General features: G+C 49.3%; 23 protein-coding genes. All 23 read left to right on the forward strand.

What is annotated here, in order from left to right:
• Position 1: 1 nt before the first annotated feature.
• The 23 genes from wcaB to ACJHX4_RS06330 all read left to right on the forward strand — a co-directional run bounded on the left by wcaB (position 2) and on the right by ACJHX4_RS06330 (position 25,462).
• Positions 2-490 carry a colanic acid biosynthesis acetyltransferase WcaB gene (gene wcaB, locus ACJHX4_RS06220; protein WP_000888713.1) on the forward strand — a complete coding sequence of 163 codons (489 nt, stop codon included), beginning with the start codon at positions 2-4 and terminating at the stop codon, positions 488-490.
• A complete protein-coding gene (gene wcaC, locus ACJHX4_RS06225; protein ID WP_001023935.1) occupies positions 487-1,704 on the forward strand; it encodes a colanic acid biosynthesis glycosyltransferase WcaC in 1,218 nt (405 codons plus the stop codon). The genes wcaB and wcaC overlap by 4 nt, the downstream gene beginning before the upstream one ends.
• The gene (gene wcaD / locus ACJHX4_RS06230) at positions 1,679-2,899 is read left to right on the forward strand and encodes a colanic acid polymerase WcaD (protein WP_000107832.1); all 1,221 of its coding nucleotides are present in this window, start codon (positions 1,679-1,681) and stop codon (positions 2,897-2,899) included. Before wcaC ends, wcaD begins: the two co-directional genes overlap by 26 nt.
• Positions 2,900-2,979: 80 nt before the next feature.
• On the forward strand, positions 2,980-3,726 hold the full coding sequence (gene wcaE / locus ACJHX4_RS06235) for a colanic acid biosynthesis glycosyltransferase WcaE (RefSeq protein ID WP_000927030.1): 747 nt from the start codon (positions 2,980-2,982) through the stop codon (positions 3,724-3,726).
• 15 nt (positions 3,727-3,741) lie between these two features.
• Positions 3,742-4,290 (forward strand): colanic acid biosynthesis acetyltransferase WcaF, encoded by a 549-nt coding sequence (wcaF, locus tag ACJHX4_RS06240; protein WP_001153557.1) that lies wholly within the window; start codon positions 3,742-3,744, stop codon positions 4,288-4,290.
• Positions 4,291-4,316: 26 nt separating this feature from the next.
• Complete coding sequence (gene gmd / locus ACJHX4_RS06245) at positions 4,317-5,438, forward strand: GDP-mannose 4,6-dehydratase (protein WP_000048190.1); 1,122 nt, start codon at positions 4,317-4,319, stop codon at positions 5,436-5,438.
• A 2-nt stretch (positions 5,439-5,440) separates the two neighbouring features.
• Complete coding sequence (fcl, locus tag ACJHX4_RS06250; RefSeq protein WP_000043618.1) at positions 5,441-6,406, forward strand: GDP-L-fucose synthase; 966 nt, start codon at positions 5,441-5,443, stop codon at positions 6,404-6,406.
• 2 nt (positions 6,407-6,408) lie between these two features.
• Positions 6,409-6,888 (forward strand): GDP-mannose mannosyl hydrolase, encoded by a 480-nt coding sequence (gene gmm, locus ACJHX4_RS06255; protein ID WP_000479831.1) that lies wholly within the window; start codon positions 6,409-6,411, stop codon positions 6,886-6,888.
• Positions 6,885-8,108, forward strand: a complete 1,224-nt coding sequence (gene wcaI, locus ACJHX4_RS06260; RefSeq protein WP_000699670.1) for a colanic acid biosynthesis fucosyltransferase WcaI — start codon at positions 6,885-6,887, stop codon at positions 8,106-8,108. The genes gmm and wcaI overlap by 4 nt, the downstream gene beginning before the upstream one ends.
• Positions 8,109-8,110: 2 nt before the next feature.
• On the forward strand, positions 8,111-9,547 hold the full coding sequence (cpsB, locus tag ACJHX4_RS06265) for a mannose-1-phosphate guanyltransferase (protein ID WP_000079263.1): 1,437 nt from the start codon (positions 8,111-8,113) through the stop codon (positions 9,545-9,547).
• A gap of 104 nt (positions 9,548-9,651) precedes the next feature.
• On the forward strand, positions 9,652-11,022 hold the full coding sequence (gene cpsG / locus ACJHX4_RS06270) for a colanic acid biosynthesis phosphomannomutase CpsG (RefSeq protein ID WP_001296216.1): 1,371 nt from the start codon (positions 9,652-9,654) through the stop codon (positions 11,020-11,022).
• Positions 11,023-11,077: 55 nt separating this feature from the next.
• A complete protein-coding gene (gene wcaJ, locus ACJHX4_RS06275; RefSeq protein WP_000183119.1) occupies positions 11,078-12,472 on the forward strand; it encodes an undecaprenyl-phosphate glucose phosphotransferase in 1,395 nt (464 codons plus the stop codon).
• 1 nt (position 12,473) lies between these two features.
• Entirely contained in the window at positions 12,474-13,952 is a 1,479-nt protein-coding gene (wzxC, locus tag ACJHX4_RS06280; protein WP_000058422.1) for a colanic acid undecaprenyl disphosphate flippase WzxC, read from the forward strand.
• 468 nt (positions 13,953-14,420) lie between these two features.
• Positions 14,421-15,701 carry a colanic acid biosynthesis pyruvyl transferase WcaK gene (gene wcaK / locus ACJHX4_RS06285; protein WP_000770830.1) on the forward strand — a complete coding sequence of 427 codons (1,281 nt, stop codon included), beginning with the start codon at positions 14,421-14,423 and terminating at the stop codon, positions 15,699-15,701.
• Positions 15,698-16,918, forward strand: a complete 1,221-nt coding sequence (gene wcaL, locus ACJHX4_RS06290; protein WP_000862687.1) for a colanic acid biosynthesis glycosyltransferase WcaL — start codon at positions 15,698-15,700, stop codon at positions 16,916-16,918. The genes wcaK and wcaL overlap by 4 nt, the downstream gene beginning before the upstream one ends.
• Before the next feature lie 10 nt (positions 16,919-16,928).
• The gene (wcaM, locus tag ACJHX4_RS06295; RefSeq protein WP_001116066.1) at positions 16,929-18,323 is read left to right on the forward strand and encodes a colanic acid biosynthesis protein WcaM; all 1,395 of its coding nucleotides are present in this window, start codon (positions 16,929-16,931) and stop codon (positions 18,321-18,323) included.
• A gap of 174 nt (positions 18,324-18,497) precedes the next feature.
• Positions 18,498-19,391, forward strand: coding sequence for a UTP--glucose-1-phosphate uridylyltransferase GalF (gene galF, locus ACJHX4_RS06300; RefSeq protein ID WP_000183040.1), 894 nt, complete (start codon positions 18,498-18,500; stop codon positions 19,389-19,391).
• A 372-nt stretch (positions 19,392-19,763) separates the two neighbouring features.
• Positions 19,764-20,849 carry a dTDP-glucose 4,6-dehydratase gene (gene rfbB / locus ACJHX4_RS06305; protein WP_000699407.1) on the forward strand — a complete coding sequence of 362 codons (1,086 nt, stop codon included), beginning with the start codon at positions 19,764-19,766 and terminating at the stop codon, positions 20,847-20,849.
• Positions 20,849-21,748: a dTDP-4-dehydrorhamnose reductase gene (gene rfbD / locus ACJHX4_RS06310; RefSeq protein ID WP_001023641.1), complete on the forward strand. Its 900-nt coding sequence runs from the start codon at positions 20,849-20,851 to the stop codon at positions 21,746-21,748. Before rfbB ends, rfbD begins: the two co-directional genes overlap by 1 nt.
• Positions 21,749-21,805: 57 nt before the next feature.
• On the forward strand, positions 21,806-22,684 hold the full coding sequence (gene rfbA, locus ACJHX4_RS06315) for a glucose-1-phosphate thymidylyltransferase RfbA (protein ID WP_000857525.1): 879 nt from the start codon (positions 21,806-21,808) through the stop codon (positions 22,682-22,684).
• A gap of 4 nt (positions 22,685-22,688) precedes the next feature.
• Complete coding sequence (gene rfbC / locus ACJHX4_RS06320) at positions 22,689-23,231, forward strand: dTDP-4-dehydrorhamnose 3,5-epimerase (protein ID WP_001100793.1); 543 nt, start codon at positions 22,689-22,691, stop codon at positions 23,229-23,231.
• Between the two features lies 1 nt (position 23,232).
• Positions 23,233-24,492 carry an O25 family O-antigen flippase gene (gene wzx, locus ACJHX4_RS06325; protein WP_001296215.1) on the forward strand — a complete coding sequence of 420 codons (1,260 nt, stop codon included), beginning with the start codon at positions 23,233-23,235 and terminating at the stop codon, positions 24,490-24,492.
• A gap of 4 nt (positions 24,493-24,496) precedes the next feature.
• Positions 24,497-25,462 carry a glycosyltransferase family 2 protein gene (locus ACJHX4_RS06330; RefSeq protein WP_000639413.1) on the forward strand — a complete coding sequence of 322 codons (966 nt, stop codon included), beginning with the start codon at positions 24,497-24,499 and terminating at the stop codon, positions 25,460-25,462.
• Positions 25,463-25,502: the final 40 nt, after the last annotated feature.

Below are 25,502 nucleotides of genomic sequence, written 5' to 3' on the forward strand. Positions count from 1 at the left end.
GATGCTGGAAGATCTGCGCGCCAACAGCTGGAGTTTACGCCCGTGCTGCATGGTTCTTGCCTATCGTGCCGCTCATTTTTGTTCGGTGTGGCGCAAAAAGAACGTCCTCAACAATCTTTGGGCGGCCCCGCTGCTGGTGCTGTATCGCATTATCACCGAATGCTTTTTCGGTTATGAAATCCAGGCCGCCGCGACCATAGGCCGACGCTTTACTATCCATCACGGTTACGCCGTAGTGATCAATAAAAACGTGGTCGCGGGGGATGATTTCACCATTCGTCACGGCGTCACTATCGGCAATCGTGGTGCCGATAACATGGCATGTCCACACATTGGCAACGGCGTCGAACTCGGTGCCAACGTCATTATTCTTGGTGATATCACGATTGGTAACAACGTCACCGTGGGCGCGGGCAGCGTGGTGCTCGACTCTGTCCCGGACAACGCGCTGGTGGTGGGAGAAAAAGCGCGAGTGAAGGTAATTAAATGAATATTCTGCAATTTAATGTGCGACTGGCGGAAGGCGGGGCAGCAGGTGTGGCATTAGATCTCCACCAGCGCGCGCTGCAACAGGGGCTGGCGTCACATTTTGTCTACGGCTACGGCAAAGGCGGCAAAGAGAGCGTCAGCCATCAGAACTATCCGCAGGTCATCAAACATACGCCACGGATGACCGCGATGGCGAACATTGCGTTGTTTCGTCTGCTTAATCGCGATCTGTTCGGCAATTTCAATGAGTTATATCGCACCATTACTCGCACACCGGGCCCGGTGGTTCTGCATTTTCATGTGCTGCACAGCTACTGGTTGAATCTTAAGAGCGTGGTGCGCTTTTGCGAAAAAGTGAAAAACCATAAACCGGATGTCACTCTGGTCTGGACGCTACACGACCACTGGAGCGTTACCGGACGCTGCGCCTTTACCGACGGTTGCGAAGGCTGGAAAACGGGCTGCCAGAAATGCCCGACCTTAAATAACTATCCACCGGTGAAGATTGATCGCGCGCACCAGCTGGTGGCGGGTAAACGCCAGTTATTCCGCGAGATGCTGGCACTGGGCTGTCAGTTTATTTCCCCCAGCCAGCATGTGGCTGATGCTTTCAATAGTCTGTACGGTCCAGGGCGTTGCCGGATTATCAATAATGGCATTGATATGGCAACCGAAGCGATTCTGGCGGACTTGCCTCCGGTACGCGAAACCCAGGGCAAGCCGAAAATCGCGGTGGTGGCGCATGACCTGCGTTACGACGGCAAAACTAACCAGCAACTGGTACGCGAGATGATGGCGCTGGGTGACAAAATCGAACTGCATACCTTTGGTAAGTTCTCGCCGTTCACCGCTGGTAACGTTGTCAATCACGGCTTTGAAACTGACAAGCGCAAGTTAATGAGCGTGCTCAATCAGATGGATGCGCTGGTGTTCAGTTCTCGCGTCGATAACTACCCGCTGATTTTGTGTGAGGCGTTATCGATTGGCGTGCCGGTGATCGCCACCCATAGCGATGCGGCGCGGGAAGTGCTGCAAAAATCCGGTGGTAAAACCGTCAGCGAAGAAGATGTGCTGCAACTGGTGCAGTTAAGCAAACCGGAAATCGCACAGGCGATATTTGGTACCACGCTGGCTGAATTCAGCCAGCGCAGCCGCGCCGCCTACAGTGGACAACAGATGCTGGAGGAGTATGTCAACTTCTATCAGAATCTGTAGCTACCTGCTGCTGCCGCTGATCTACCTGCTGGTTAACGTCAAAATCGCCCAGCTTGGCGAAAGTTTCCCCATCACCATCGTCACTTTTTTACCTGTCCTGTTACTGCTGTTTTTAGAGCGCATCAGCGTTAAAAAATTGATGATTGCCTTGGGGATTGGCGCGGGACTTACGGCGTTTAACTACCTGTTTGGTCAGTCGCTGGATGCCAGTAAATACGTCACTTCAACCATGCTGTTTGTCTATATTGTGATCATTATTGGCATGGTGTGGAGTATTCGCTTTAAAACGATTTCGCCACACAACCATCGCAAGATATTACGTTTCTTTTATCTGGTGGTCGGGCTGGTGGTGGTGCTGGCGGCGGTGGAGATGGCGCAAATTATCCTCACCGGCGGTAGCAGTATTATGGAGTCGATTTCGAAATATCTGATTTACAGCAACAGCTATGTGCTGAATTTCATTAAATTCGGCGGCAAGCGCACGACAGCACTTTATTTCGAACCGGCATTTTTCGCTCTGGCATTAATCTCAATTTGGCTCAGCATCAAACAGTTTGGTATCAAAACGCCTAAAACAGATGCTATGATTCTCGCAGGGATAATATTATCCGGTTCATTTTCAGGGGTTATGACCTTTATCCTTTTTTATTTGCTGGAGTGGGCATTTCAATATCTGAATAAAGAGGCGATTAAGAAAAAGTTACCGTTAGCATTGATTTCTCTGGCTGTATTCCTGGTTGGTGTGGTAATCGCGTTCCCTTATATTTCCACCCGTCTGGGCGATTTAGGTACAGAAGGATCGTCATCGTATTATCGTATTGTCGGTCCGCTGGTGATGGTCGGTTATTCTTTAACCCATATTGACGGTGTAGTCAGATTTGGCTCACTTTATGAATATGTCGCATCATTCGGAATATTTAACGGTGCGGATGTCGGAAAAACCATAGACAATGGTTTGTATCTGCTGATTATTTATTTTTCCTGGTTCGCAGTGTTTTTATCGCTGTGGTACATGGGAAAAGTGATAAAAATGATGATCAACGCTTTTGGTGATAACCGCAATTTTCGCGTGCAATTATATCTTTTTACTCCGGTATCGCTGTTTTTTACCGGTTCGATATTTAGCCCAGAATATGCGTTTTTAATCGTCTGCCCGTTTATTTTGCGAAAAGCGTTAAATATACACCCTAAATAATTCGAGTTGCAGGAAGTGGGTGAGCGAGGAAAACCAACGCACATGCAGCTTGAAGTATGACGGGTATTACGAGGTAAAACATGTTGCTTAGCATAATCACTGTCGCGTTTCGTAACCTCGAAGGAATAGTCAAAACACACGCCTCGCTGGCGCATCTGGCGCAGGCGGACGATATCAGCTTCGAATGGATTGTTGTTGATGGCGGTTCCAACGACGGCACCCGTGAGTATCTGGAAAATCTCAATGGTATCTATAACTTACACTTTGTCAGCGAACCAGATAACGGTATCTACGACGCCATGAACAAAGGTATTGAAATGGCGCAAGGCAAGTTCGCGTTGTTTCTCAACTCGGGCGATATTTTTCATCAGGATGCCGCATATTTTGTCCGTAAGTTAAAAGTGCAAAAAGATAACGTGATGATCACCGGCGATGCGCTGCTGGATTTTGGCGACGGGCATAAAATTAAACGTAGCGCCAAACCGGGTTGGTATATTTACCACAGCCTGCCCGCCAGTCATCAGGCGATATTTTTCCCGGTGTCCGGCTTGAAGAAATGGCGTTATGACCTGGAGTATAAAGTTTCTTCCGATTACGCGCTGGCGGCCAAAATGTATAAAGCCGGTTATGCATTTAAAAAACTCAATGGCCTGGTGTCTGAATTTTCTATGGGTGGGGTATCTACCACCAATAATATGGAATTGTGTGCTGACGCCAAAAAAGTCCAACGGCAAATATTGCACGTGCCTGGCTTTTGGGCTGAATTATCCTGGCATTTACGCCAACGTACGACCTCAAAGACGAAAGCCTTATATAACAAAAGCTGAATATAAGGGAAAACGATGCAGGATTTAAGTGGATTCTCGGTGCCGAAAGGGTTCCGGGGTGGCAACGCTATTAAAGTGCAATTGTGGTGGGCAGTACAGGCAACAATATTTGCCTGGTCGCCACAAGTATTGTATCGCTGGCGGGCATTTTTATTACGTTTATTCGGCGCAAAAATAGGAAAAAACGTAGTCATTCGTCCGTCAGTAAAAATTACCTATCCGTGGAAATTAACGTTAGGTGATTACGCGTGGGTCGGCGATGAGGTCAATTTATATACCCTCGGTGAAATAACCATTGGCGCACATTCGGTGATATCGCAAAAAAGTTATTTATGCACTGGTAGCCACGACCATGCAAGTCAACATTTCACCATTAACGCCACGCCTATTGTGATTGGCGAGAAATGCTGGCTGGCAACCGATGTCTTTGTTGCCCCTGGCGTCACGATCGGCGACGGCACCGTCGTGGGTGCGCGAAGCAGTGTTTTTAAATCGCTTCCGGCAAATGTGGTTTGTCGGGGGCACCCCGCAGTGGTGATACGCAAACGCGTTGAAACTGAATAAATTCAAAAAATACAGAGGAATAAGACATGTCAAAAGTCGCTCTCATCACCGGTGTAACCGGACAAGACGGTTCTTACCTGGCAGAGTTTCTGCTGGAAAAAGGTTACGAGGTGCATGGTATTAAGCGTCGTGCATCGTCATTCAACACCGAGCGCGTGGATCACATTTATCAGGATCCGCACACCTGCAACCCGAAATTCCATCTGCATTATGGCGACCTGAGTGATACCTCCAACCTGACGCGCATTTTGCGTGAAGTGCAGCCGGATGAAGTGTACAACCTGGGGGCAATGAGCCACGTTGCGGTTTCTTTTGAGTCACCGGAATATACCGCAGACGTCGATGCGATGGGTACGCTGCGCCTGCTCGAGGCGATCCGCTTCCTCGGTCTGGAAAAGAAAACCCGTTTCTATCAGGCTTCTACTTCTGAACTGTACGGTCTGGTGCAGGAAATTCCGCAGAAAGAGACCACGCCGTTCTACCCGCGATCTCCGTATGCGGTTGCCAAACTGTACGCCTACTGGATCACCGTTAACTACCGCGAATCCTACGGCATGTACGCCTGTAACGGTATTCTCTTCAACCATGAATCCCCGCGCCGTGGCGAGACTTTCGTTACCCGCAAAATCACCCGCGCAATCGCCAACATCGCCCAGGGGCTGGAGTCGTGCCTGTATCTCGGCAATATGGATTCCCTGCGTGACTGGGGCCACGCCAAAGACTACGTAAAAATGCAGTGGATGATGCTGCAACAGGAACAACCGGAAGATTTCGTTATTGCCACCGGCGTTCAGTACTCCGTGCGTCAGTTCGTGGAAATGGCGGCGGCACAACTGGGCATCAAACTGCGCTTTGAAGGCACGGGTGTTGAAGAGAAGGGCATTGTGGTTTCCGTCACCGGGCATGACGCGCCGGGCGTTAAACCGGGTGATGTGATTATCGCCGTTGACCCGCGCTACTTCCGTCCGGCAGAAGTTGAAACGCTGCTCGGTGACCCGACCAAAGCGCACGAAAAACTGGGCTGGAAACCGGAAATCACCCTCAGAGAGATGGTGTCTGAAATGGTGGCTAATGACCTTGAAGCGGCGAAAAAACACTCTCTGCTGAAATCTCACGGCTACGACGTGGCGATCGCGCTGGAGTCATAAGCATGAGTAAACAACGCATTTTTATTGCTGGCCATCGCGGGATGGTCGGTTCCGCCATCAGGCGGCAGCTCGAACAGCGCGGTGATGTGGAGCTGGTATTACGCACCCGCGATGAACTGAACCTGCTGGACAGCCGCGCGGTGCATGATTTCTTTGCCAGCGAAAGCATTGACCAGGTCTATCTGGCGGCGGCGAAAGTGGGTGGTATTGTTGCCAACAACACGTATCCGGCAGATTTCATCTACCAGAACATGATGATTGAGAGCAACATCATTCACGCCGCGCATCAGAACGACGTGAACAAACTGCTGTTTCTCGGATCGTCCTGCATCTACCCGAAACTGGCAAAACAGCCGATGGCAGAAAGCGAGTTGTTGCAGGGCACGCTGGAGCCGACCAACGAGCCTTACGCCATTGCCAAAATCGCCGGGATCAAACTGTGTGAATCTTACAATCGCCAGTACGGACGGGATTACCGCTCAGTCATGCCAACCAACCTGTACGGGCCACACGACAACTTCCACCCGAGTAATTCGCATGTGATCCCAGCATTGCTGCGTCGCTTCCATGAGGCGACGGCACAGAATGCGCCGGACGTGGTGGTGTGGGGCAGCGGTACGCCGATGCGCGAATTTCTACACGTTGATGATATGGCAGCGGCGAGCATTCATGTCATGGAGCTGGCACACGAAGTCTGGCAGGAGAACACCCAGCCGATGCTGTCGCACATTAACGTCGGCACGGGCGTTGACTGCACTATCCGTGAGCTGGCGCAAACCATCGCCAAAGTGGTGGGTTACAAAGGTCGGGTGGTTTTTGATGCCAGCAAACCGGATGGCACGCCGCGCAAACTGCTGGATGTGACGCGGCTGCATCAGCTTGGCTGGTATCACGAAATCTCACTGGAAGCGGGGCTTGCCAGCACTTACCAGTGGTTCCTTGAGAATCAAGACCGCTTTCGGGGGTAATGATGTTTTTACGTCAGGAAGACTTTGCCACGGTAGTGCGCTCCACTCCGCTTGTCTCTCTCGACTTTATTGTCGAGAACAGTCGCGGCGAGTTTCTGCTTGGCAAAAGAACCAACCGCCCGGCGCAGGGTTACTGGTTTGTGCCGGGAGGGCGCGTGCAGAAAGACGAAACGCTGGAAGCCGCATTTGAGCGGCTGACGATGGCGGAACTGGGGTTGCGTCTGCCGATAACAGCAGGCCAGTTTTACGGTGTCTGGCAGCACTTTTATGACGATAACTTCTCCGGCTCGGATTTTACCACTCACTATGTGGTGCTCGGTTTTCGCTTCAGAGTAGCGGAGGAAGAGCTGTTACTGCCGGATGAGCAGCATGACGATTACCGCTGGCTGACGCCGGACGCGTTGCTCGCCAGTGACAATGTTCACGCTAACAGCCGCGCCTATTTTCTCGCTGAGAAGCGTGCCGGAGTACCCGGATTATGAAAATACTGGTCTACGGCATTAACTACTCGCCGGAGTTAACCGGCATCGGCAAATACACCGGCGAGATGGTGGAATGGCTGGCGGCACAAGGTCATGAGGTGCGGGTCATTACCGCGCCGCCTTACTACCCGCAGTGGCAGGTGGGCGAGAACTATTCCGCCTGGCGGTACAAACGGGAAGAGGGGGCCGCCATGGTGTGGCGCTGCCCGCTGTACGTGCCAAAACAGCCGAGCACTCTGAAACGCCTGTTGCATCTCGGCAGTTTTGCCGTCAGCAGTTTCTTTCCACTGATGGCGCAACGTCGCTGGAAGCCGGATCGCATTATCGGCGTAGTGCCAACGCTGTTTTGCACGCCGGGAATGCGCCTGCTGGCGAAACTCTCTGGTGCGCGTACCGTGCTGCATATTCAGGATTACGAAGTGGACGCCATGCTGGGGCTGGGCCTTGCCGGAAAAGGCAAAGGCGGCAAAGTGGCACAGCTGGCGACGGCGTTCGAACGTAGCGGACTGCATAACGTCGATAACGTCTCCACGATTTCGCGTTCGATGATGAATAAAGCCATCGAAAAAGGCGTGGCGGCGGAAAACGTCATTTTCTTCCCAAACTGGTCGGAAATCGCCCGTTTTCAGCATGTCGCAGACGCCGATGTTGATGCCCTTCGTAACCAGCTTGGCCTGCCGGATAACAAAAAAATCATTCTTTACTCCGGCAATATTGGTGAAAAGCAGGGGCTGGAAAACGTTATTGAAGCTGCCGATCGCCTGCGCGATGAACCGCTTATTTTTGCCATTGTCGGGCAGGGCGGCGGCAAAGCGCGGCTGGAAAAAATGGCGCAGCAGCGTGGACTGCGCAACATGCAATTTTTTCCGCTGCAATCGTATGACGCTTTACCCGCACTGCTGAAGATGGGGGATTGCCATCTGGTGGTGCAAAAACGCGGCGCGGCAGATGCCGTATTGCCGTCGAAACTGACCAATATTCTGGCGGTAGGCGGTAACGCGGTGATTACCGCAGAAGCCCACACCGAACTGGGGCAGCTTTGCGAAACCTTTCCGGGCATTGCGGTTTGCGTGGAACCGGAATCGGTCGAGGCGCTGGTGGCGGGGATTCGTCAGGCGCTCCTGCTGCCCAAACACAACACGGTGGCACGTGAATATGCCGAACGCACGCTCGATAAAGAGAACGTGTTACGTCAATTTATAAATGATATTCGGGGATAATTATGGCGCAGTCGAAACTCTATCCAGTTGTGATGGCAGGTGGCTCCGGTAGCCGCTTATGGCCGCTTTCCCGCGTACTTTACCCCAAGCAGTTTTTATGCCTGAAAGGCGATCTCACCATGCTGCAAACCACCATCTGCCGCCTGAACGGCGTGGAGTGCGAAAGCCCGGTGGTGATTTGCAATGAGCAGCACCGCTTTATTGTCGCGGAACAGCTGCGTCAACTAAATAAACTCACCGAGAACATTATTCTCGAACCGGCGGGGCGTAACACCGCACCTGCCATTGCGCTGGCGGCGCTGGCGGCAAAACGTCATAGCCCGGAGAACGACCCATTAATGCTGGTGCTGGCGGCGGATCATGTGATTGCCGATGAAGACGCGTTCCGTGCCGCCGTGCGTAATGCCATGCCGTATGCCGAAGCGGGCAAGCTGGTGACCTTCGGCATTGTGCCGGATCTACCTGAAACCGGATATGGCTATATTCGTCGCGGTGAAGTGTCGGCGGGTGAGCAGGATACGGTGGCCTTTGAAGTGGCGCAGTTTGTCGAAAAACCGAATCTGGAAACCGCGCAGGCCTATGTGGCAAGTGGCGAATATTACTGGAACAGCGGTATGTTCCTGTTCCGTGCCGGACGTTATCTCGAAGAACTGAAAAAGTATCGTCCGGATATTCTCGATGCCTGTGAAAAAGCGATGAGCGCCGTCGATCCGGATCTCGATTTTATTCGTGTGGATGAAGAGGCGTTTCTCGCCTGTCCGGAAGAGTCGGTAGATTACGCGGTCATGGAACGCACGGCAGATGCCGTTGTGGTGCCGATGGATGCGGGCTGGAGTGATGTCGGTTCCTGGTCCTCTTTATGGGAGATCAGTGCCCACACCGCCGAGGGCAACGTTTGCCATGGCGATGTGATTAATCACAAAACTGAAAACAGCTATGTGTATGCCGAATCTGGCCTGGTCACCACCGTCGGGGTGAAAGATTTGGTGGTAGTGCAGACCAAAGATGCAGTGCTGATTGCTGACCGTAACGCGGTGCAGGATGTGAAAAAAGTGGTCGAGCAGATCAAAGCTGATGGTCGCCATGAGCATCGGGTGCATCGCGAAGTGTATCGTCCGTGGGGCAAATATGACTCTATCGACGCGGGCGACCGCTACCAGGTGAAACGCATCACCGTGAAACCGGGCGAAGGGTTGTCGGTACAGATGCATCATCACCGCGCGGAACACTGGGTGGTTGTCGCGGGAACGGCAAAAGTCACTATCGACGGTGATATCAAACTGCTTGGTGAAAACGAGTCCATTTATATTCCGCTGGGGGCGACGCATTGCCTGGAAAACCCGGGGAAAATTCCGCTCGATTTAATTGAAGTGCGCTCCGGCTCTTATCTCGAAGAGGATGATGTGGTGCGCTTCGCGGATCGCTACGGACGGGTGTAAACGTCGCATCAGGCAATGAATGCGAAACCGCGATGTAAATAACGACAAAAACAAAATTGGCCGTTTCGGTCAGGGCCAACTATTGCCTGAAAAAGGGTAACGATATGAAAAAATTAACCTGCTTTAAAGCCTATGATATTCGCGGGAAATTAGGCGAAGAACTGAATGAAGATATCGCCTGGCGCATTGGTCGCGCCTATGGCGAATTTCTCAAACCGAAAACCATTGTGTTAGGCGGTGATGTCCGCCTCACCAGCGAAACCTTAAAACTGGCGCTGGCGAAAGGTTTACAGGATGCGGGCGTCGACGTGCTGGATATCGGCATGTCCGGCACCGAAGAAATCTATTTCGCCACGTTCCATCTCGGCGTGGATGGCGGCATTGAAGTTACCGCCAGCCATAACCCGATGGATTACAACGGCATGAAGCTGGTGCGCGAAGGGGCTCGCCCGATCAGCGGCGATACCGGACTGCGCGACGTCCAGCGTCTGGCAGAAGCCAACGACTTTCCTCCCGTCGATGAAACCAAACGCGGTCGCTATCAGCAAATCAATCTGCGTGACGCTTACGTTGATCACCTGTTCGGTTATATCAACGTCAAAAACCTCACGCCGCTCAAGCTGGTGATTAACTCCGGGAACGGCGCGGCGGGTCCGGTGGTGGACGCCATTGAAGCCCGCTTTAAAGCCCTCGGCGCACCGGTGGAGTTAATCAAAGTGCATAACACGCCGGACGGCAATTTCCCCAACGGTATTCCTAACCCGCTACTGCCGGAATGTCGCGACGACACCCGCAATGCGGTCATTAAACACGGCGCGGATATGGGCATTGCTTTTGATGGCGATTTTGACCGCTGTTTCCTGTTTGACGAAAAAGGGCAGTTTATCGAGGGTTACTACATTGTCGGTTTGCTGGCAGAAGCGTTCCTCGAAAAAAATCCCGGCGCGAAGATCATCCACGATCCACGTCTCTCCTGGAACACCGTTGATGTGGTGACTGCCGCAGGCGGCACCCCGGTAATGTCGAAAACCGGACACGCCTTTATTAAAGAACGTATGCGCAAGGAAGACGCCATCTACGGTGGCGAAATGAGCGCCCACCATTACTTCCGTGATTTCGCTTACTGCGACAGCGGCATGATCCCGTGGCTGCTGGTCGCCGAACTGGTGTGTCTGAAAGGAAAAACGCTGGGCGAACTGGTGCGCGACCGGATGGCGGCATTCCCGGCAAGCGGTGAGATCAACAGCAAACTGGCGCAACCCGTTGAGGCGATTAACCGCGTGGAACAGCATTTTAGCCGTGAGGCACTGGCGGTGGATCGTACCGATGGCATCAGCATGACCTTTGCCGACTGGCGCTTTAATCTGCGCTCCTCCAACACCGAACCGGTGGTGCGGTTGAATGTGGAATCACGCGGTGATGTGCCGCTGATGGAAGCGCGAACGCGAACTCTGCTGACGTTGCTGAACGAGTAATGTCGGATCTTCCCTTACCCCCACTGCGGGTAAGGGGCTAAAAACAGGAACAACGATGACAAATCTAAAAAAGCGCGAGCGAGCGAAAACCAATGCATCGTTAATCTCTATGGTGCAACGCTTTTCAGATATCACCATCATGTTTGCCGGGCTATGGCTGGTTTGCGAAGTGAGCGGACTGTCATTCCTCTACATGCACCTGTTGGTGGCGCTGATTACGCTGGTGGTGTTCCAGATGCTGGGCGGCATCACCGATTTTTATCGCTCATGGCGCGGTGTTCGGGCAGCGACAGAATTTGCCCTGTTGCTACAAAACTGGACGTTAAGCGTGATTTTCAGCGCCGGACTGGTGGCGTTCAACAATGATTTCGACACGCAATTGAAAATCTGGCTGGCGTGGTATGGGCTGACCAGCATCGGACTGGTGGTTTGCCGTTCATGTATTCGTATTGGGGCGGGCTGGCTGCGTAATCATGGCTATAACAAGCGCATGGTCGCGGTGGCGGGGGATTTAGCCGCCGGACAAATGCTGATGGAGAGCTTCCGTAATCAGCCGTGGTTAGGGTTTGAAGTGGTGGGCGTTTACCACGACCCGAAACCGGGTGGCGTTTCTAACGACTGGGCGGGTAATCTGCAACAGCTGGTCGAGGATGCGAAAGCGGGCAAGATTCATAACGTCTATATCGCGATGCAGATGTGCGACGGCGCGCGAGTGAAAAAACTGGTCCATCAACTGGCGGACACCACCTGTTCGGTGCTGCTGATCCCCGATGTCTTTACCTTCAACATTCTCCATTCCCGTATCGAAGAGATGAACGGCGTACCGGTGGTGCCGCTGTATGACACGCCGCTTTCCGGGGTTAACCGCCTGATAAAACGTGCGGAAGATATTGTGCTGGCGACGCTTATCCTGCTGCTGATCTCCCCGGTGCTGTGCTGCATTGCGCTGGCGGTGAAACTGAGCTCACCGGGGCCGGTTATTTTCCGCCAGACTCGCTACGGCATGGATGGCAAGCCGATCAAAGTGTGGAAGTTCCGTTCCATGAAAGTGATGGAGAACGACAAAGTGGTGACCCAGGCGACGCAGAACGATCCGCGCGTCACCAAAGTGGGGAACTTTCTGCGCCGCACCTCGCTGGACGAATTGCCGCAGTTTATCAATGTGCTGACTGGCGGGATGTCGATTGTCGGTCCGCGTCCGCACGCGGTGGCGCATAACGAACAGTATCGCCAGCTCATTGAAGGCTACATGCTGCGCCATAAAGTGAAACCGGGCATTACCGGCTGGGCGCAGATTAACGGCTGGCGCGGCGAAACCGACACGCTGGAGAAAATGGAAAAACGCGTCGAGTTCGACCTTGAGTACATCCGCGAATGGAGCGTCTGGTTCGATATCAAAATCGTTTTCCTGACGGTATTCAAGGGCTTCGTTAACAAAGCGGCATATTGATATGAGCTTACGTGAAAAAACCATCAGCGGCGCGAAGTGGTCGGCGATTGCCACGGTGATCATCATCGGCCTCGGTCTGGTGCAAATGACTGTGCTGGCGCGGATTATAGATAACCACCAGTTCGGTTTGCTTACCGTGTCGCTGGTGATCATCGCGCTGGCAGATACGCTTTCTGACTTCGGTATCGCTAACTCCATTATTCAGCGAAAAGAAATCAGCCACCTTGAACTCACCACGCTGTACTGGCTGAACGTCGGGCTGGGGATCGTGGTGTGCGTGGCGGTGTTTTTGTTGAGTGATCTCATCGGCGACTTGCTGAATAACCCGGACCTGGCACCGTTGATTAAAACATTGTCGCTGGCGTTTGTGGTGATCCCCCACGGGCAACAGTTCCGCGCGTTGATGCAAAAGGAGCTGGAGTTCAACAAAATCGGCATGATCGAAACCAGCGCGGTGCTGGCGGGCTTTACTTTTACGGTGGTTAGCGCCCATTTCTGGCCGCTGGCGATGACCGCGATTCTCGGTTATCTGGTCAATAGTGCGGTGAGAACGCTGCTGTTTGGCTACTTTGGCCGCAAAATTTATCGCCCCGGTCTGCATTTCTCGCTGGCGTCGGTGGCACCGAACTTACGCTTTGGTGCCTGGCTGACGGCGGACAGCATCATCAACTATCTCAACACCAACCTTTCAACGCTGGTGCTGGCGCGTATTCTCGGCGCGGGCGTGGCTGGGGGATACAACCTGGCGTACAACGTGGCCGTTGTGCCACCGATGAAGCTGAACCCGATCATCACCCGCGTGTTGTTTCCGGCGTTCGCCAAAATTCAGGACGATACAGAAAAGCTGCGCGTCAACTTCTACAAGCTGCTGTCGGTGGTGGGGATTATCAACTTTCCGGCGCTGCTGGGGCTAATGGTGGTGTCGAATAACTTTGTACCGCTGGTATTTGGCGAAAAGTGGAGCAGCATTATTCCGGTGCTGCAATTGCTGTGTATTGTGGGGCTACTGCGCTCCGTGGGTAACCCGATTGGTTCGCTGCTGATGGCGAAAGCGCGGGTCGATATCAGCTTTAAATTCAACGTATTCAAAACCTTTCTGTTTATTCCGGCAATCATCATTGGTGGGCAGATGGCGGGCGCAATCGGCGTCACGCTTGGCTTCCTGCTGGTGCAGATTATCAACACCATTCTGAGCTATTTCGTGATGATTAAACCGGTGCTCGGTTCCAGTTATCGCCAGTACATCCTGAGTTTGTGGCTGCCGTTTTATCTCTCGCTGCCGACGCTGGTGGTCAGTTATGCGCTGGGCATTGTGCTGAAAGGGCAACTGGCGCTGGGGATGCTGCTGGCGGTGCAAATAGCCACGGGCGTGCTGGCGTTTGTGGTGATGATTGTGCTGTCGCGCCATCCGCTGGTGGTGGAAGTGAAGCGTCAGTTTTGTCGCAGCGAAAAAATGAAAATGCTTTTACGGGCGGGGTGAATGGTTGTTTTCGGTTCCGGCAACGGTTGCCGGATGCGGCGTAAAACGCCTTATCCGTCCTGGGGGGCTGGGCTTGGATCTTGTAGGTCTGATAAGACGCGTTAGCGTAGCATCAGGCACTGAATGCCGGATGCGGCGTGAACGCCTTATCCGGCCTACGGTTCTGTGCTCGGATCTTGTAGGCCTGATAAGACGCGTCAGCGTCGCATCAGGCACTGAATGCCGGATGCGGCGTAAAACGCCTTATCCGTCCTACGGCTCTGTGCTCGGGTCTTGTAGGCCTGATAAGACGCGTCAGCGTCGCATCAGGCACTGAATGCCGGATGCGGCGTGAACGCCTTATCCGTCCTACGGTTCTGTGCTCGGATCTTGTAGGCCTGATAAGACGCGTCAGCGTCGCATCAGGCAAAAAACAGCAATGAAAACAACAAACACAGCCTCACCTGGCATCAAATTTATGAGGAAAAAATGAAATTACTTATTCTGGGCAACCACACTTGCGGCAATCGCGGCGACAGCGCCATCCTGCGCGGCTTACTTGATGCCATCAATATCCTCAATCCACATGCCGAAGTGGACGTGATGAGTCGCTATCCGGTCAGTTCTTCCTGGCTGCTCAACCGCCCGGTAATGGGCGATCCGCTGTTCCTGCAAATGAAACAACACAACAGTGCAGCGGGCGTTGTCGGGCGCGTTAAAAAAGTCCTCCGTCGCCGTTACCAACATCAGGTACTGCTCTCACGCGTCACCGACACTGGCAAGTTGCGTAATATCGCCATCGCCCAGGGATTCACTGACTTCGTGCGCCTGCTGTCAGGTTACGACGCCATTATTCAGGTCGGCGGATCGTTTTTTGTCGATCTCTATGGCGTGCCGCAGTTTGAACATGCGCTTTGCACGTTTATGGCGAAAAAGCCGCTGTTTATGATTGGTCACAGCGTCGGCCCGTTCCAGGATAAGCAATTTAACCAACTGGCGAACTACGTTTTTGGTCACTGCGACGCGCTGATCCTGCGCGAATCGGTCAGCCTTGATTTGATGAAACGCAGCAATATCACTACCGCAAAAGTTGAACATGGCGTCGATACCGCGTGGCTGGTCGATCACCACACAGAAGACTTCACCGCCAGCTATGCTGTTCAACACTGGCTGGACGTTGCCGCACAACAGAAAGCGGTGGCCATTACCCTGCGTGAACTGGCACCGTTCGACAAACGCCTCGGCACCACTCAACAAGCGTATGAAAAAGCCTTTGCCGGGGTGGTCAATCGCATTCTCGACGAAGGCTATCAGGTGATTGCGCTCTCCACCTGTACGGGCATCGACAGCTATAACAAAGACGACCGCATGGTGGCGCTCAATCTGCGCCAGCACATCAGCGATCCTGCCCGTTACCACGTGGTGATGGATGAACTCAACGATCTGGAAATGGGCAAAATTCTGGGGGCCTGTGAACTCACCGTCGGTACGCGCCTGCACTCCGCCATTATCTCAATGAACTTTGCCACCCCGGCGATTGCCATCAACTATGAACATAAATCCGCCGGGATCATGCAGCAGCTGGGACTACCGGAGATGGCGATTGATATCCGTCATTTATTAGACGGCAGCCTGCAAGCGATGGTTGCGGATACCTTAGGCCAACTTCCGGCGCTGAACGCACGACTTAACGAAGCCGTCAGTCGCGAACGTCAGACAGGAATGCAGATGGTGCAGTCTGTGCTTGAGCGCATCGGGGAGGTGAAATGAAGGTCGGCTTCTTTTTATTGAAATTTCCGCTGTCGTCGGAAACCTTCGTCCTCAACCAAATCACTGCGTTTATTGATATGGGCTTTGAGGTGGAGATTGTCGCGTTGCAAAAAGGCGACACACAAAACACCCACGCGGCATGGACGAAATACAACCTTGCCGCCAGAACCCGCTGGTTACAGGACGAACCTACGGGCAAAGTGGCGAAGCTGCGCCACCGAGCCAGCCAGACCTTACGCGGCATTCATCGTAAAAATACCTGGCAGGCGCTCAACCTCAAACGCTATGGCGCAGAGTCGCGGAACCTGATTTTGTCTGCCATTTGTGGTCAGGTCGCAACATCGTTACATGCCGATGTCTTTATCGCACATTTTGGCCCTGCGGGGGTAACCGCAGCAAAACTCCGCGAACTGGGTGTCATTCGCGGCAAAATTGCCACTATCTTCCACGGCATTGATATCTCCAGTCGGGAGGTGCTCAACCATTACACTCCCGAATATCAGCAACTGTTTCGCCGTGGCGACCTGATGCTACCAATAAGCGATCTGTGGGCCGGAAGGCTGCAAAAAATGGGCTGCCCGAGGGAAAAAATCGCCGTATCGCGCATGGGCGTGGACATGACGCGCTTTAGCCCGCGTCCGGTGAAAGCGCCTGCAACGCCGCTGGAAATCATTTCCGTCGCACGCTTAACCGAGAAAAAAGGCCTGCATGTGGCGATTGAAGCCTGCCGTCAGTTGAAAGAGCAGGGCGTGGCATTTCGCTATCGCATCCTCGGCATTGGCCCGTGGGAACGACGCCTGCGCACCCTCATCGAACAATATCAACTGGAAGATGTGGTGGAGATGCCGGGCTTTAAACCGAGCCATGAAGTGAAAGAGATGCTCGATGACGCGGATGTCTTCCTGTTGCCATCGGTTACGGGTGCGGATGGCGATATGGAAGGTATTCCGGTGGCGCTAATGGAAGCGATGGCGGTCGGTATTCCGGTGGTTTCTACTCTGCATAGCGGAATTCCTGAACTGGTGGAGGCTGACAAATCCGGCTGGCTGGTGCCTGAGAACGATGCTCGCGCACTGGCGCAACGACTGGCGGCGTTTAGCCAACTGGACAGCGACGAACTGGCTCCTGTCGTCAAACGTGCTCGCGAAAAAGTCGAACACGATTTTAACCAGCAGGTGATCAATCGAGAACTCGCCAGCTTGCTGCAGGCTTTATAGAGGAGAACGCATGCCATTTAAAAAACTCTCCCGACGCACCTTCCTGACGGCAAGTTCTGTGCTTGCCTTCCTCCATACGCCTTTCGCCCGCGCACTTCCCGCTCAACAAAGCGTTAACATTAACGACTACAACCCTCACGACTGGATCGCCTCATTTAAACAAGCCTTCAGCGAAGGGCAAACGGTCGTCGTGCCCGCCGGATTGGTTTGTGACAATATCAACACCGGCATCTTCATTCCTCCTGGCAAAACGTTACACATCCTTGGAAGCCTGCGCGGCAACGGCAAAGGGCGATTTGTCTTACAGGACGGCAGCCAGGTGACAGGGGAGGGGGGCGGCAGTATGCATAACATCACCCTGGATGTGCGCGGCTCTGACTGCACCATCAAAGGGCTGGCGATGAGCGGCTTTGGTCCGGTAACGCAGATTTATATCGGCGGCAAAAACAAACGGGTCATGCACAACCTGACCATCGATAACCTGACCGTTAGCCACGCTAATTACGCCATCTTACGCCAGGGATTTCATAACCAGATAATCGGTGCCAACATCACCAACTGTAAGTTCAGCGACTTACAGGGCGACGCTATTGAATGGAACGTGGCGATTAACGACAGTGATATTTTGATATCCGACCATGTCATCGAGCGCATCAACTGTACTAATGGCAAAATCAACTGGGGCATTGGCATAGGCCTTGCGGGAAGCACTTATGATAATAATTACCCAGAAGATCAGGCAGTGAAAAACTTTGTCGTGGCGAATATCACGGGATCGGATTGTCGGCAACTGATCCATGTTGAAAATGGTAAACATTTTGTTATCCGTAATATCAAAGCTCGTAATATCACGCCGGATTTCAGTAAGAAAGCAGGTATTGATAACGCCACAGTTGCTATTTATGGTTGTGACAACTTTGTGATTGATAATATTGAAATGATTAATAGTGCCGGGATGTTAATCGGCTATGGGGTAATTAAAGGCAAATATCTCTCGATACCGCAGAATTTCCGAGTGAATGATATTCAATTGGATAATACTCATCTTGCTTATAAATTGCGCGGCATCCAAATCTCCGCCGGGAATGCTGTCTCCTTTGTGGCGCTGACTAACATTGAGATGAAGCGTGCGTCGCTGGAGTTACACAACAAACCGCAACATCTTTTTATGCGTAATATCAATGTGATGCAGGAATCCTCAGTTGGACCAGCATTGAGCATGAACTTTGACATGCGCAAAGACGTTCGAGGCGTGTTTATGGCGAAAAAAGAAACACTGCTGTCTCTTGCAAATGTTCATGCGGTGAATGAAAAAGGGCAAAGCTCCGTCGATATCGACAGGATTAATCACCATATTGTTAATGTGGAAAAGATTAACTTTAGATTGCCGGAACGGAGAGAGTAGATTTGCGACCATTCCTGGAAAAATGGAGTCATACTTAGGAACAATGCTACTGCAATCCACAACGAAGCGGCGTAACATCACAAGTAATTCAGTAATCAATTCAGGGTAATTGATGCTGGCGAAAAAAATCGAACAAGCTATAATTCAGCAACCATTTTACAGGTGGATGAAATAATGACGAATTTAAAAGCAGTTATTCCTGTAGCGGGTCTAGGGATGCATATGTTGCCTGCCACTAAGGCGATTCCCAAAGAGATGCTACCGATCGTCGACAAGCCAATGATTCAGTACATTGTTGACGAGATTGTGGCTGCAGGGATCAAAGAAATCCTCCTGGTAACTCATGCGTCCAAGAACGCGGTCGAAAACCACTTCGATACATCTTATGAATTAGAATCTCTCCTTGAACTGCGCGTGAAGCGTCAACTGCTGGCGGAAGTACAGTCCATCTGTCCGCCGGGCGTGACCATTATGAACGTGCGTCAGGGCGAACCTTTAGGTTTAGGCCACTCCATTTTGTGTGCGCGACCTGCCATTGGTGACAACCCATTTGTCGTGGTACTGCCAGACGTTGTGATCGACAATGCCAGCGCCGACCCGCTACGTTACAACCTTGCTGCCATGATTGCACGTTTCAACGAAACGGGCCGCAGCCAGGTGCTGGCAAAACGTATGCCGGGTGACCTCTCTGAATACTCCGTCATTCAGACTAAAGAGCCGCTGGATCGTGAAGGTAAAGTCAGCCGCATTGTTGAATTTATCGAAAAACCGGATCAGCCGCAGACGCTGGACTCAGACATCATGGCCGTAGGTCGCTATGTGCTTTCTGCCGATATTTGGCCGGAACTGGAACGTACTCAGCCTGGTGCATGGGGACGTATTCAGCTGACTGATGCCATTGCTGAGTTGGCAAAAAAACAAGCAGTTGACGCAATGCTGATGACTGGGGACAGTTACGACTGCGGAAAGAAAATGGGTTATATGCAAGCGTTTGTGAAGTATGGGCTGCGTAACCTGAAGGAAGGGGCGAAGTTCCGTAAAGGTATTGAGAAGCTGTTAAGCGAGTAACAAATTCCTGACTGGAAGTGTCGGTCAGTAAGTAATTAAAAACGGCAGTGAAGATTCATAGCATAAGTTTTGCTCATTGAATCTCACTGCCGTTGTCTTTTTTATAAGTACAATAAAAACAGCATGTTAGCTTGCAATCATAGTTCAAATTTTTCCAGGATTTTCCTTGTTTCTACAGCTGTTTGGTAAGACAATTAGCGTTTGAATTTTTCGGATTTGGCACGAGTGGGTTACGCTCGTCACATCGTGGAAATGTACGCAGTGCTCTGGTAGCGGTTAAGCCAGGGGCGGTAGCGTGCATTAATGCATCTATTAATCAAATCTGGAGCAGTCTATTTCACAGCATGCTCTCTGGCTATATGGAATAAAAAAGTGAAGATACTTGTTACTGGTGGCGCAGGATTTATTGGTTCTGCTGTTGTTCGTCACATAATAAATAATACGCAAGATAGTGTTGTTAATGTCGATAAATTAACATACGCCGGAAACCTGGAATCACTTGCAGATGTTTCTGATTCTGAACGCTATTTCTTTGAACATGCGGATATTTGTGATGCAGCTGCAATGGCACGGATTTTTGCTCAGCATCAGCCGGATGCAGTGATGCACCTGGCAGCTGAAAGCCATGTTGACCGTTCAATTACAGGCCCTGCGGCATTTATTGAAACCAATATTGTGGGTACTTATGTCCTTTTAGAAGCGGCTCGGAATTATTGGTCTGGTCTGGATGATGAAAAGAAAAAAAACTTCCGTTTTCATCATATTTCTACTGATGAGGTGTATGGTGACTTACCCCATCCGGATGAAGTAAATAGCAATGAAACGTTGCCGCTATTTACGGAAACGACAGCATACGCGCCAAGTAGTCCATATTCTGCTTCTAAAGCTTCCAGCGATCATTTGGTTCGCGCATGGAAACGTACTTATGGTTTACCGACCATTGTGACTAATTGCTCGAACAACTATGGTCCTTATCATTTCCCGGAAAAGCTTATTCCACTGGTTATTCTTAATTCACTGGAAGGTAAGGCATTACCTATTTATGGCAAAGGAGATCAGATCCGCGACTGGTTGTATGTAGAGGATCATGCTCGAGCGTTATATACCGTCGTAACCGAAGGTAAAGCGGGCGAAACTTATAACATTGGTGGACACAACGAAAAGAAAAACATCGACGTAGTGTTCACTATTTGTGATTTGTTGGATGAGATAGTCCCGAAAGAGAAATCTTACCGCGAGCAAATTACTTATGTTACCGATCGTCCGGGACACGATCGCCGTTATGCGATTGATGCTGAGAAGATTGGTCGCGAATTGGGATGGAAACCACAGGAAACGTTTGAGAGTGGGATTCGTAAAACGGTGGAATGGTACCTGTCCAATACAAAATGGGTTGATAATGTGAAAAGTGGTGCCTATCAATCGTGGATTGAACAGAACTATGAGGGCCGCCAGTAATGAATATCCTCCTTTTTGGCAAAACAGGGCAGGTAGGTTGGGAACTACAGCGTGCTCTGGCACCTCTGGGTAATTTGATTGCTCTTGATGTTCACTCCACTGATTACTGTGGTGATTTTAGTAATCCTGAAGGTGTAGCTGAAACCGTAAGAAGCATTCGGCCTGATATTATTGTCAACGCAGCCGCTCACACCGCAGTAGACAAAGCAGAATCAGAACCGAAGTTTGCACAATTACTGAACGCGACGAGTGTCGAAGCGATCGCGAAAGCAGCCAATGAAGTCGGCGCCTGGGTTATTCACTACTCTACTGACTACGTATTTCCGGGGACCGGTGAAATACCATGGCAGGAGGAGGATGCAACCGCACCGCTAAATGTTTACGGTGAAACCAAGTTAGCGGGAGAAAAAGCATTACAAGAGCATTGTGCGAAGCACCTTATTTTCCGGACCAGCTGGGTCTATGCAGGTAAAGGAAATAACTTCGCCAAAACAATGTTGCGTCTGGCAAAAGAGCGTGAAGAATTAGCCGTTATTAATGATCAGTTTGGTGCGCCAACTGGCGCAGAGTTACTGGCTGATTGTACGGCACATGCTATTCGTGTGGCACTGAATAAACCGGAAGTCGCAGGCTTGTACCATCTGGTAGCTAGTGGTACCACAACGTGGCACGATTATGCTGCGCTGGTTTTTGAAGAGGCGCGCAAAGCAGGCATTCCCCTTGCACTCAACAAGCTCAACGCAGTACCAACAACAGCCTATCCTACACCAGCTCGTCGTCCACATAACTCTCGCCTTAATACAGAAAAATTTCAGCAGAACTTTGCGCTTGTCTTGCCTGACTGGCAGGTTGGCGTGAAACGAATGCTTAACGAATTATTTACGACTACAGCAATTTAATAGTTTTTGCATCTTGTTCGTAATGGTGGAGCAAGATGTATTAAAAGGAATGATGAAATGAAAACGCGTAAAGGTATTATTTTGGCGGGTGGTTCTGGTACTCGTCTTTATCCTGTGACGATGGCCGTCAGTAAACAGCTGTTACCGATTTATGATAAACCGATGATCTATTACCCGCTCTCTACACTGATGTTAGCGGGTATTCGCGATATTCTGATTATCAGTACACCACAGGATACTCCTCGTTTTCAACAACTGCTGGGTGACGGGAGCCAGTGGGGCCTGAATCTTCAGTACAAAGTGCAACCGAGTCCGGATGGTCTTGCGCAGGCGTTTATTATCGGTGAAGAGTTTATTGGTGGTGATGATTGTGCTTTGGTACTTGGTGATAATATCTTCTACGGCCACGACCTGCCGAAGTTAATGGACGTAGCTGTTAACAAAGAAAGTGGTGCAACGGTATTTGCCTATCACGTTAATGATCCTGAACGTTATGGTGTCGTGGAGTTTGATAATAACGGTACTGCAATTAGCCTGGAAGAAAAACCGCTGGAACCAAAAAGTAACTATGCGGTTACTGGGCTTTATTTCTATGACAATGACGTTGTGGAAATGGCGAAAAACCTTAAGCCTTCTGCCCGAGGTGAACTGGAAATTACCGATATTAACCGTATTTATATGGAACAAGGACGTTTGTCTGTCGCTATGATGGGGCGTGGCTATGCATGGCTGGATACAGGGACGCATCAAAGTCTTATTGAAGCAAGCAACTTCATTGCCACCATTGAAGAGCGCCAGGGACTAAAGGTTTCCTGTCCGGAAGAAATTGCTTATCGTAAAGGGTTTATTGATGCTGAGCAGGTAAAAGTATTAGCCGAACCGTTGAAGAAAAATGCTTATGGTCAGTATCTGCTCAAAATGATTAAAGGTTATTAATAAGATGAACGTAATTAAAACTGAAATTCCTGATGTGCTGATTTTTGAACCAAAAGTTTTTGGGGATGAACGTGGCTTCTTTTTTGAGAGTTTTAATCAGAGGATTTTTGAAGAAGCAGTAGGTCGTAAGGTTGAGTTTGTTCAGGATAACCATTCTAAGTCCAGTAAAGGTGTTTTACGTGGTCTTCATTATCAGTTAGAACCTTATGCTCAAGGAAAACTGGTGCGCTGTGTTGTTGGCGAGGTTTTTGATGTTGCGGTTGATATTCGTAAATCGTCACCTACATTTGGGAAATGGGTTGGGGTGAATTTGTCTGCTGAGAATAAGCGTCAGTTGTGGATTCCTGAGGGATTTGCACATGGTTTTTTGGTGCTGAGTGATTTAGCAGAAGTTTTATATAAAACGAATCAATATTATGCTCCATCACATGAAAAAAATATTATATGGAATGACCTCTTGCTTAATATTAAATGGCCGAGCACAGCACTGATCACTCTGTCTGATAAGGATGCAAATGGGGAAAGATTTGAACTAAGTGAGTTTTGAAATGTCTCTCTTAAAACATAGTATATGGAATGTTGCGGGCTACTTTATACCAACATTAATTGCAATTCCCGCCTTTGGATTAATTGCGAGGAAAATTGGTGTAGAACTATTTGGTTTGTATACGTTAGCAATGATTTTTATAGGGTATGCAAGTATATTTGATGCTGGGTTAACAAGAGCTGTTGTGCGTGAAATAGCATTACTAAAAAACAGAGTGGACGATTGTAATACGATAATAGTAACTTCTATTATCGCTGTGATATTTTTAGGGTTTATCGGAGGCGGGGGAGTGTTTCTGCTTAAAGGCGATATTATTGAACTGTTAAATATCTCACCAATATATTACGCCGATTCGATAAAGTCTCTAGTATTATTATCATCTCTGATACCTGTATTCTTAGTCACGCAAATACTATTAGCAGAGCTTGAGGGTCGGGAATATTTTGGGATTCTAAATATACAAAAAAGTGTAGGGAATTCTTTAATTGCAGGGTTACCTGCATTATTTGTTTTAATTAATCAAACGCTTTTTTCTGCAATTATTGGTGTAGCGATTGCAAGAGTTATATGCTTGTGGTTAAGCTACATTATGAGCAGGGAAAGAATAACTATCGATATCTCATTTTTTTCAATAACTGTTTTAAAGCGGTTATTTAGATATGGCGGGTGGGTAACTATAAGTAACATAATATCTCCTATATTAGCGAGTATGGATAGATTTATTCTATCCCATATCCAGGGAGCATCAAAAATATCATTCTATACAGTCCCTAATGAGCTGGTAACTAGGCTTGGAATAGTTCCAGGCTCTCTTGGGAAAGCTGTTTTTCCAAAATTAAGTCATGCAAGGAATTTTACAGCGTCATATGCAGAGCAAAAAAAAGCTTATATATTAATGACTGTCATTGTAATGCCTTTGGTTTTATTTGTATATTATTACGCAAAGTTTATTTTAACATTGTGGATGGGGGCTGAGTATGCAGGGATTTCGGTCGAAATATTACGGATTATGCTTATAGGGTATATTTTTAACTGTTATTCACAAATCTCTTTTGCCAACATACAGGCCTTTGGAAAAGCAAAATACACTGCATACATCCATATGATGGAATTTATTCCTTATTTGATAATGTTATATATAATTTCAAAGGAATATGGGGTTATTGGTGTTGCGTGGTTATGGACAATTCGAGTAATAATTGATTTTTTGATGCTTTTATATATGAGTTATCGTTGTAATAATCTTATGAAAAAAGGGTAGCCTGATGATATATATTGTGGTATTAAATTGGAATGGGGCTATAGATACCATTAATTGTGTTAAAAGTTTAATGGATTTAAATGTTAGCGATTATAAAATTATCATTGTTGATAACTGTTCTATGGATAACTCATATGATACTATAAAAGAAAATCTTAATTCATTATATATTGCTGATAAAAGTATCATTGAGGTGAAGTATGAGGATAGAAATAAATATAAAACCTTAGAAAACGATAAAATCATATTAATACAATCTCCGCAAAATAATGGGTACGCAAGTGGTAATAATATTGGCATAGAGTTCGCTCTTAATCAGGAGAATATGAAATACGTCTGGGTTCTGAATAATGATACTGAAGTGGATAAAGAGGCTTTAACTCATTTAATTAGTAAATGTGATTCAGATAAAAGTATAGGGATTTGCGGTTCTCGTTTAGTCTATTTTGCCGACAGAGAGATGCAGCAAGGACTAGGTGGGGTGCATAACAAATGGTTATGCACTACAAAAAATTATGAAATGGGAAGATTAGTTTCCAAAAAATATGATGATGAAGTCATTAGTAATGATATAGATTATATAATTGGCGCATCGATGTTTTTCTCTAGAGAATGTTTGGAAACAGTTGGATTGATGAATGAAGAATATTTTTTATACTATGAAGAGTTAGATATTTGCCTCAGAGCAAAAGCAAAGAACTTTAAATTAGGTATTTGCTCAGAAAGTTTGGTTTATCATAAAATAGGTGCAAGTACTGATGGGGGAAAGAGCATGATGGCTGATCTTTGCTCAATAAAAAATAGGCTGGTCATTACAGAAAGGTTTTATCCCCAATATTATTGGACGGTATGGTTGTCACTTTTTGTTGTAGCATTTAACCGTGCTAGAAGAGGTGAGTTTAATAAGATGAAAAGATGTTTGAATGTTATGTTTAACTTCAAACGAAACAAAGGTAGCAAATGCCATTAGAATATGCACTTAATCATGGTGTTAATAAATCTATAGTTTG

Origin of the sequence: Escherichia sp. WS2035, assembly GCF_046487065.1 — a bacterium.
Lineage (GTDB): Bacteria > Pseudomonadota > Gammaproteobacteria > Enterobacterales > Enterobacteriaceae > Escherichia > Escherichia coli.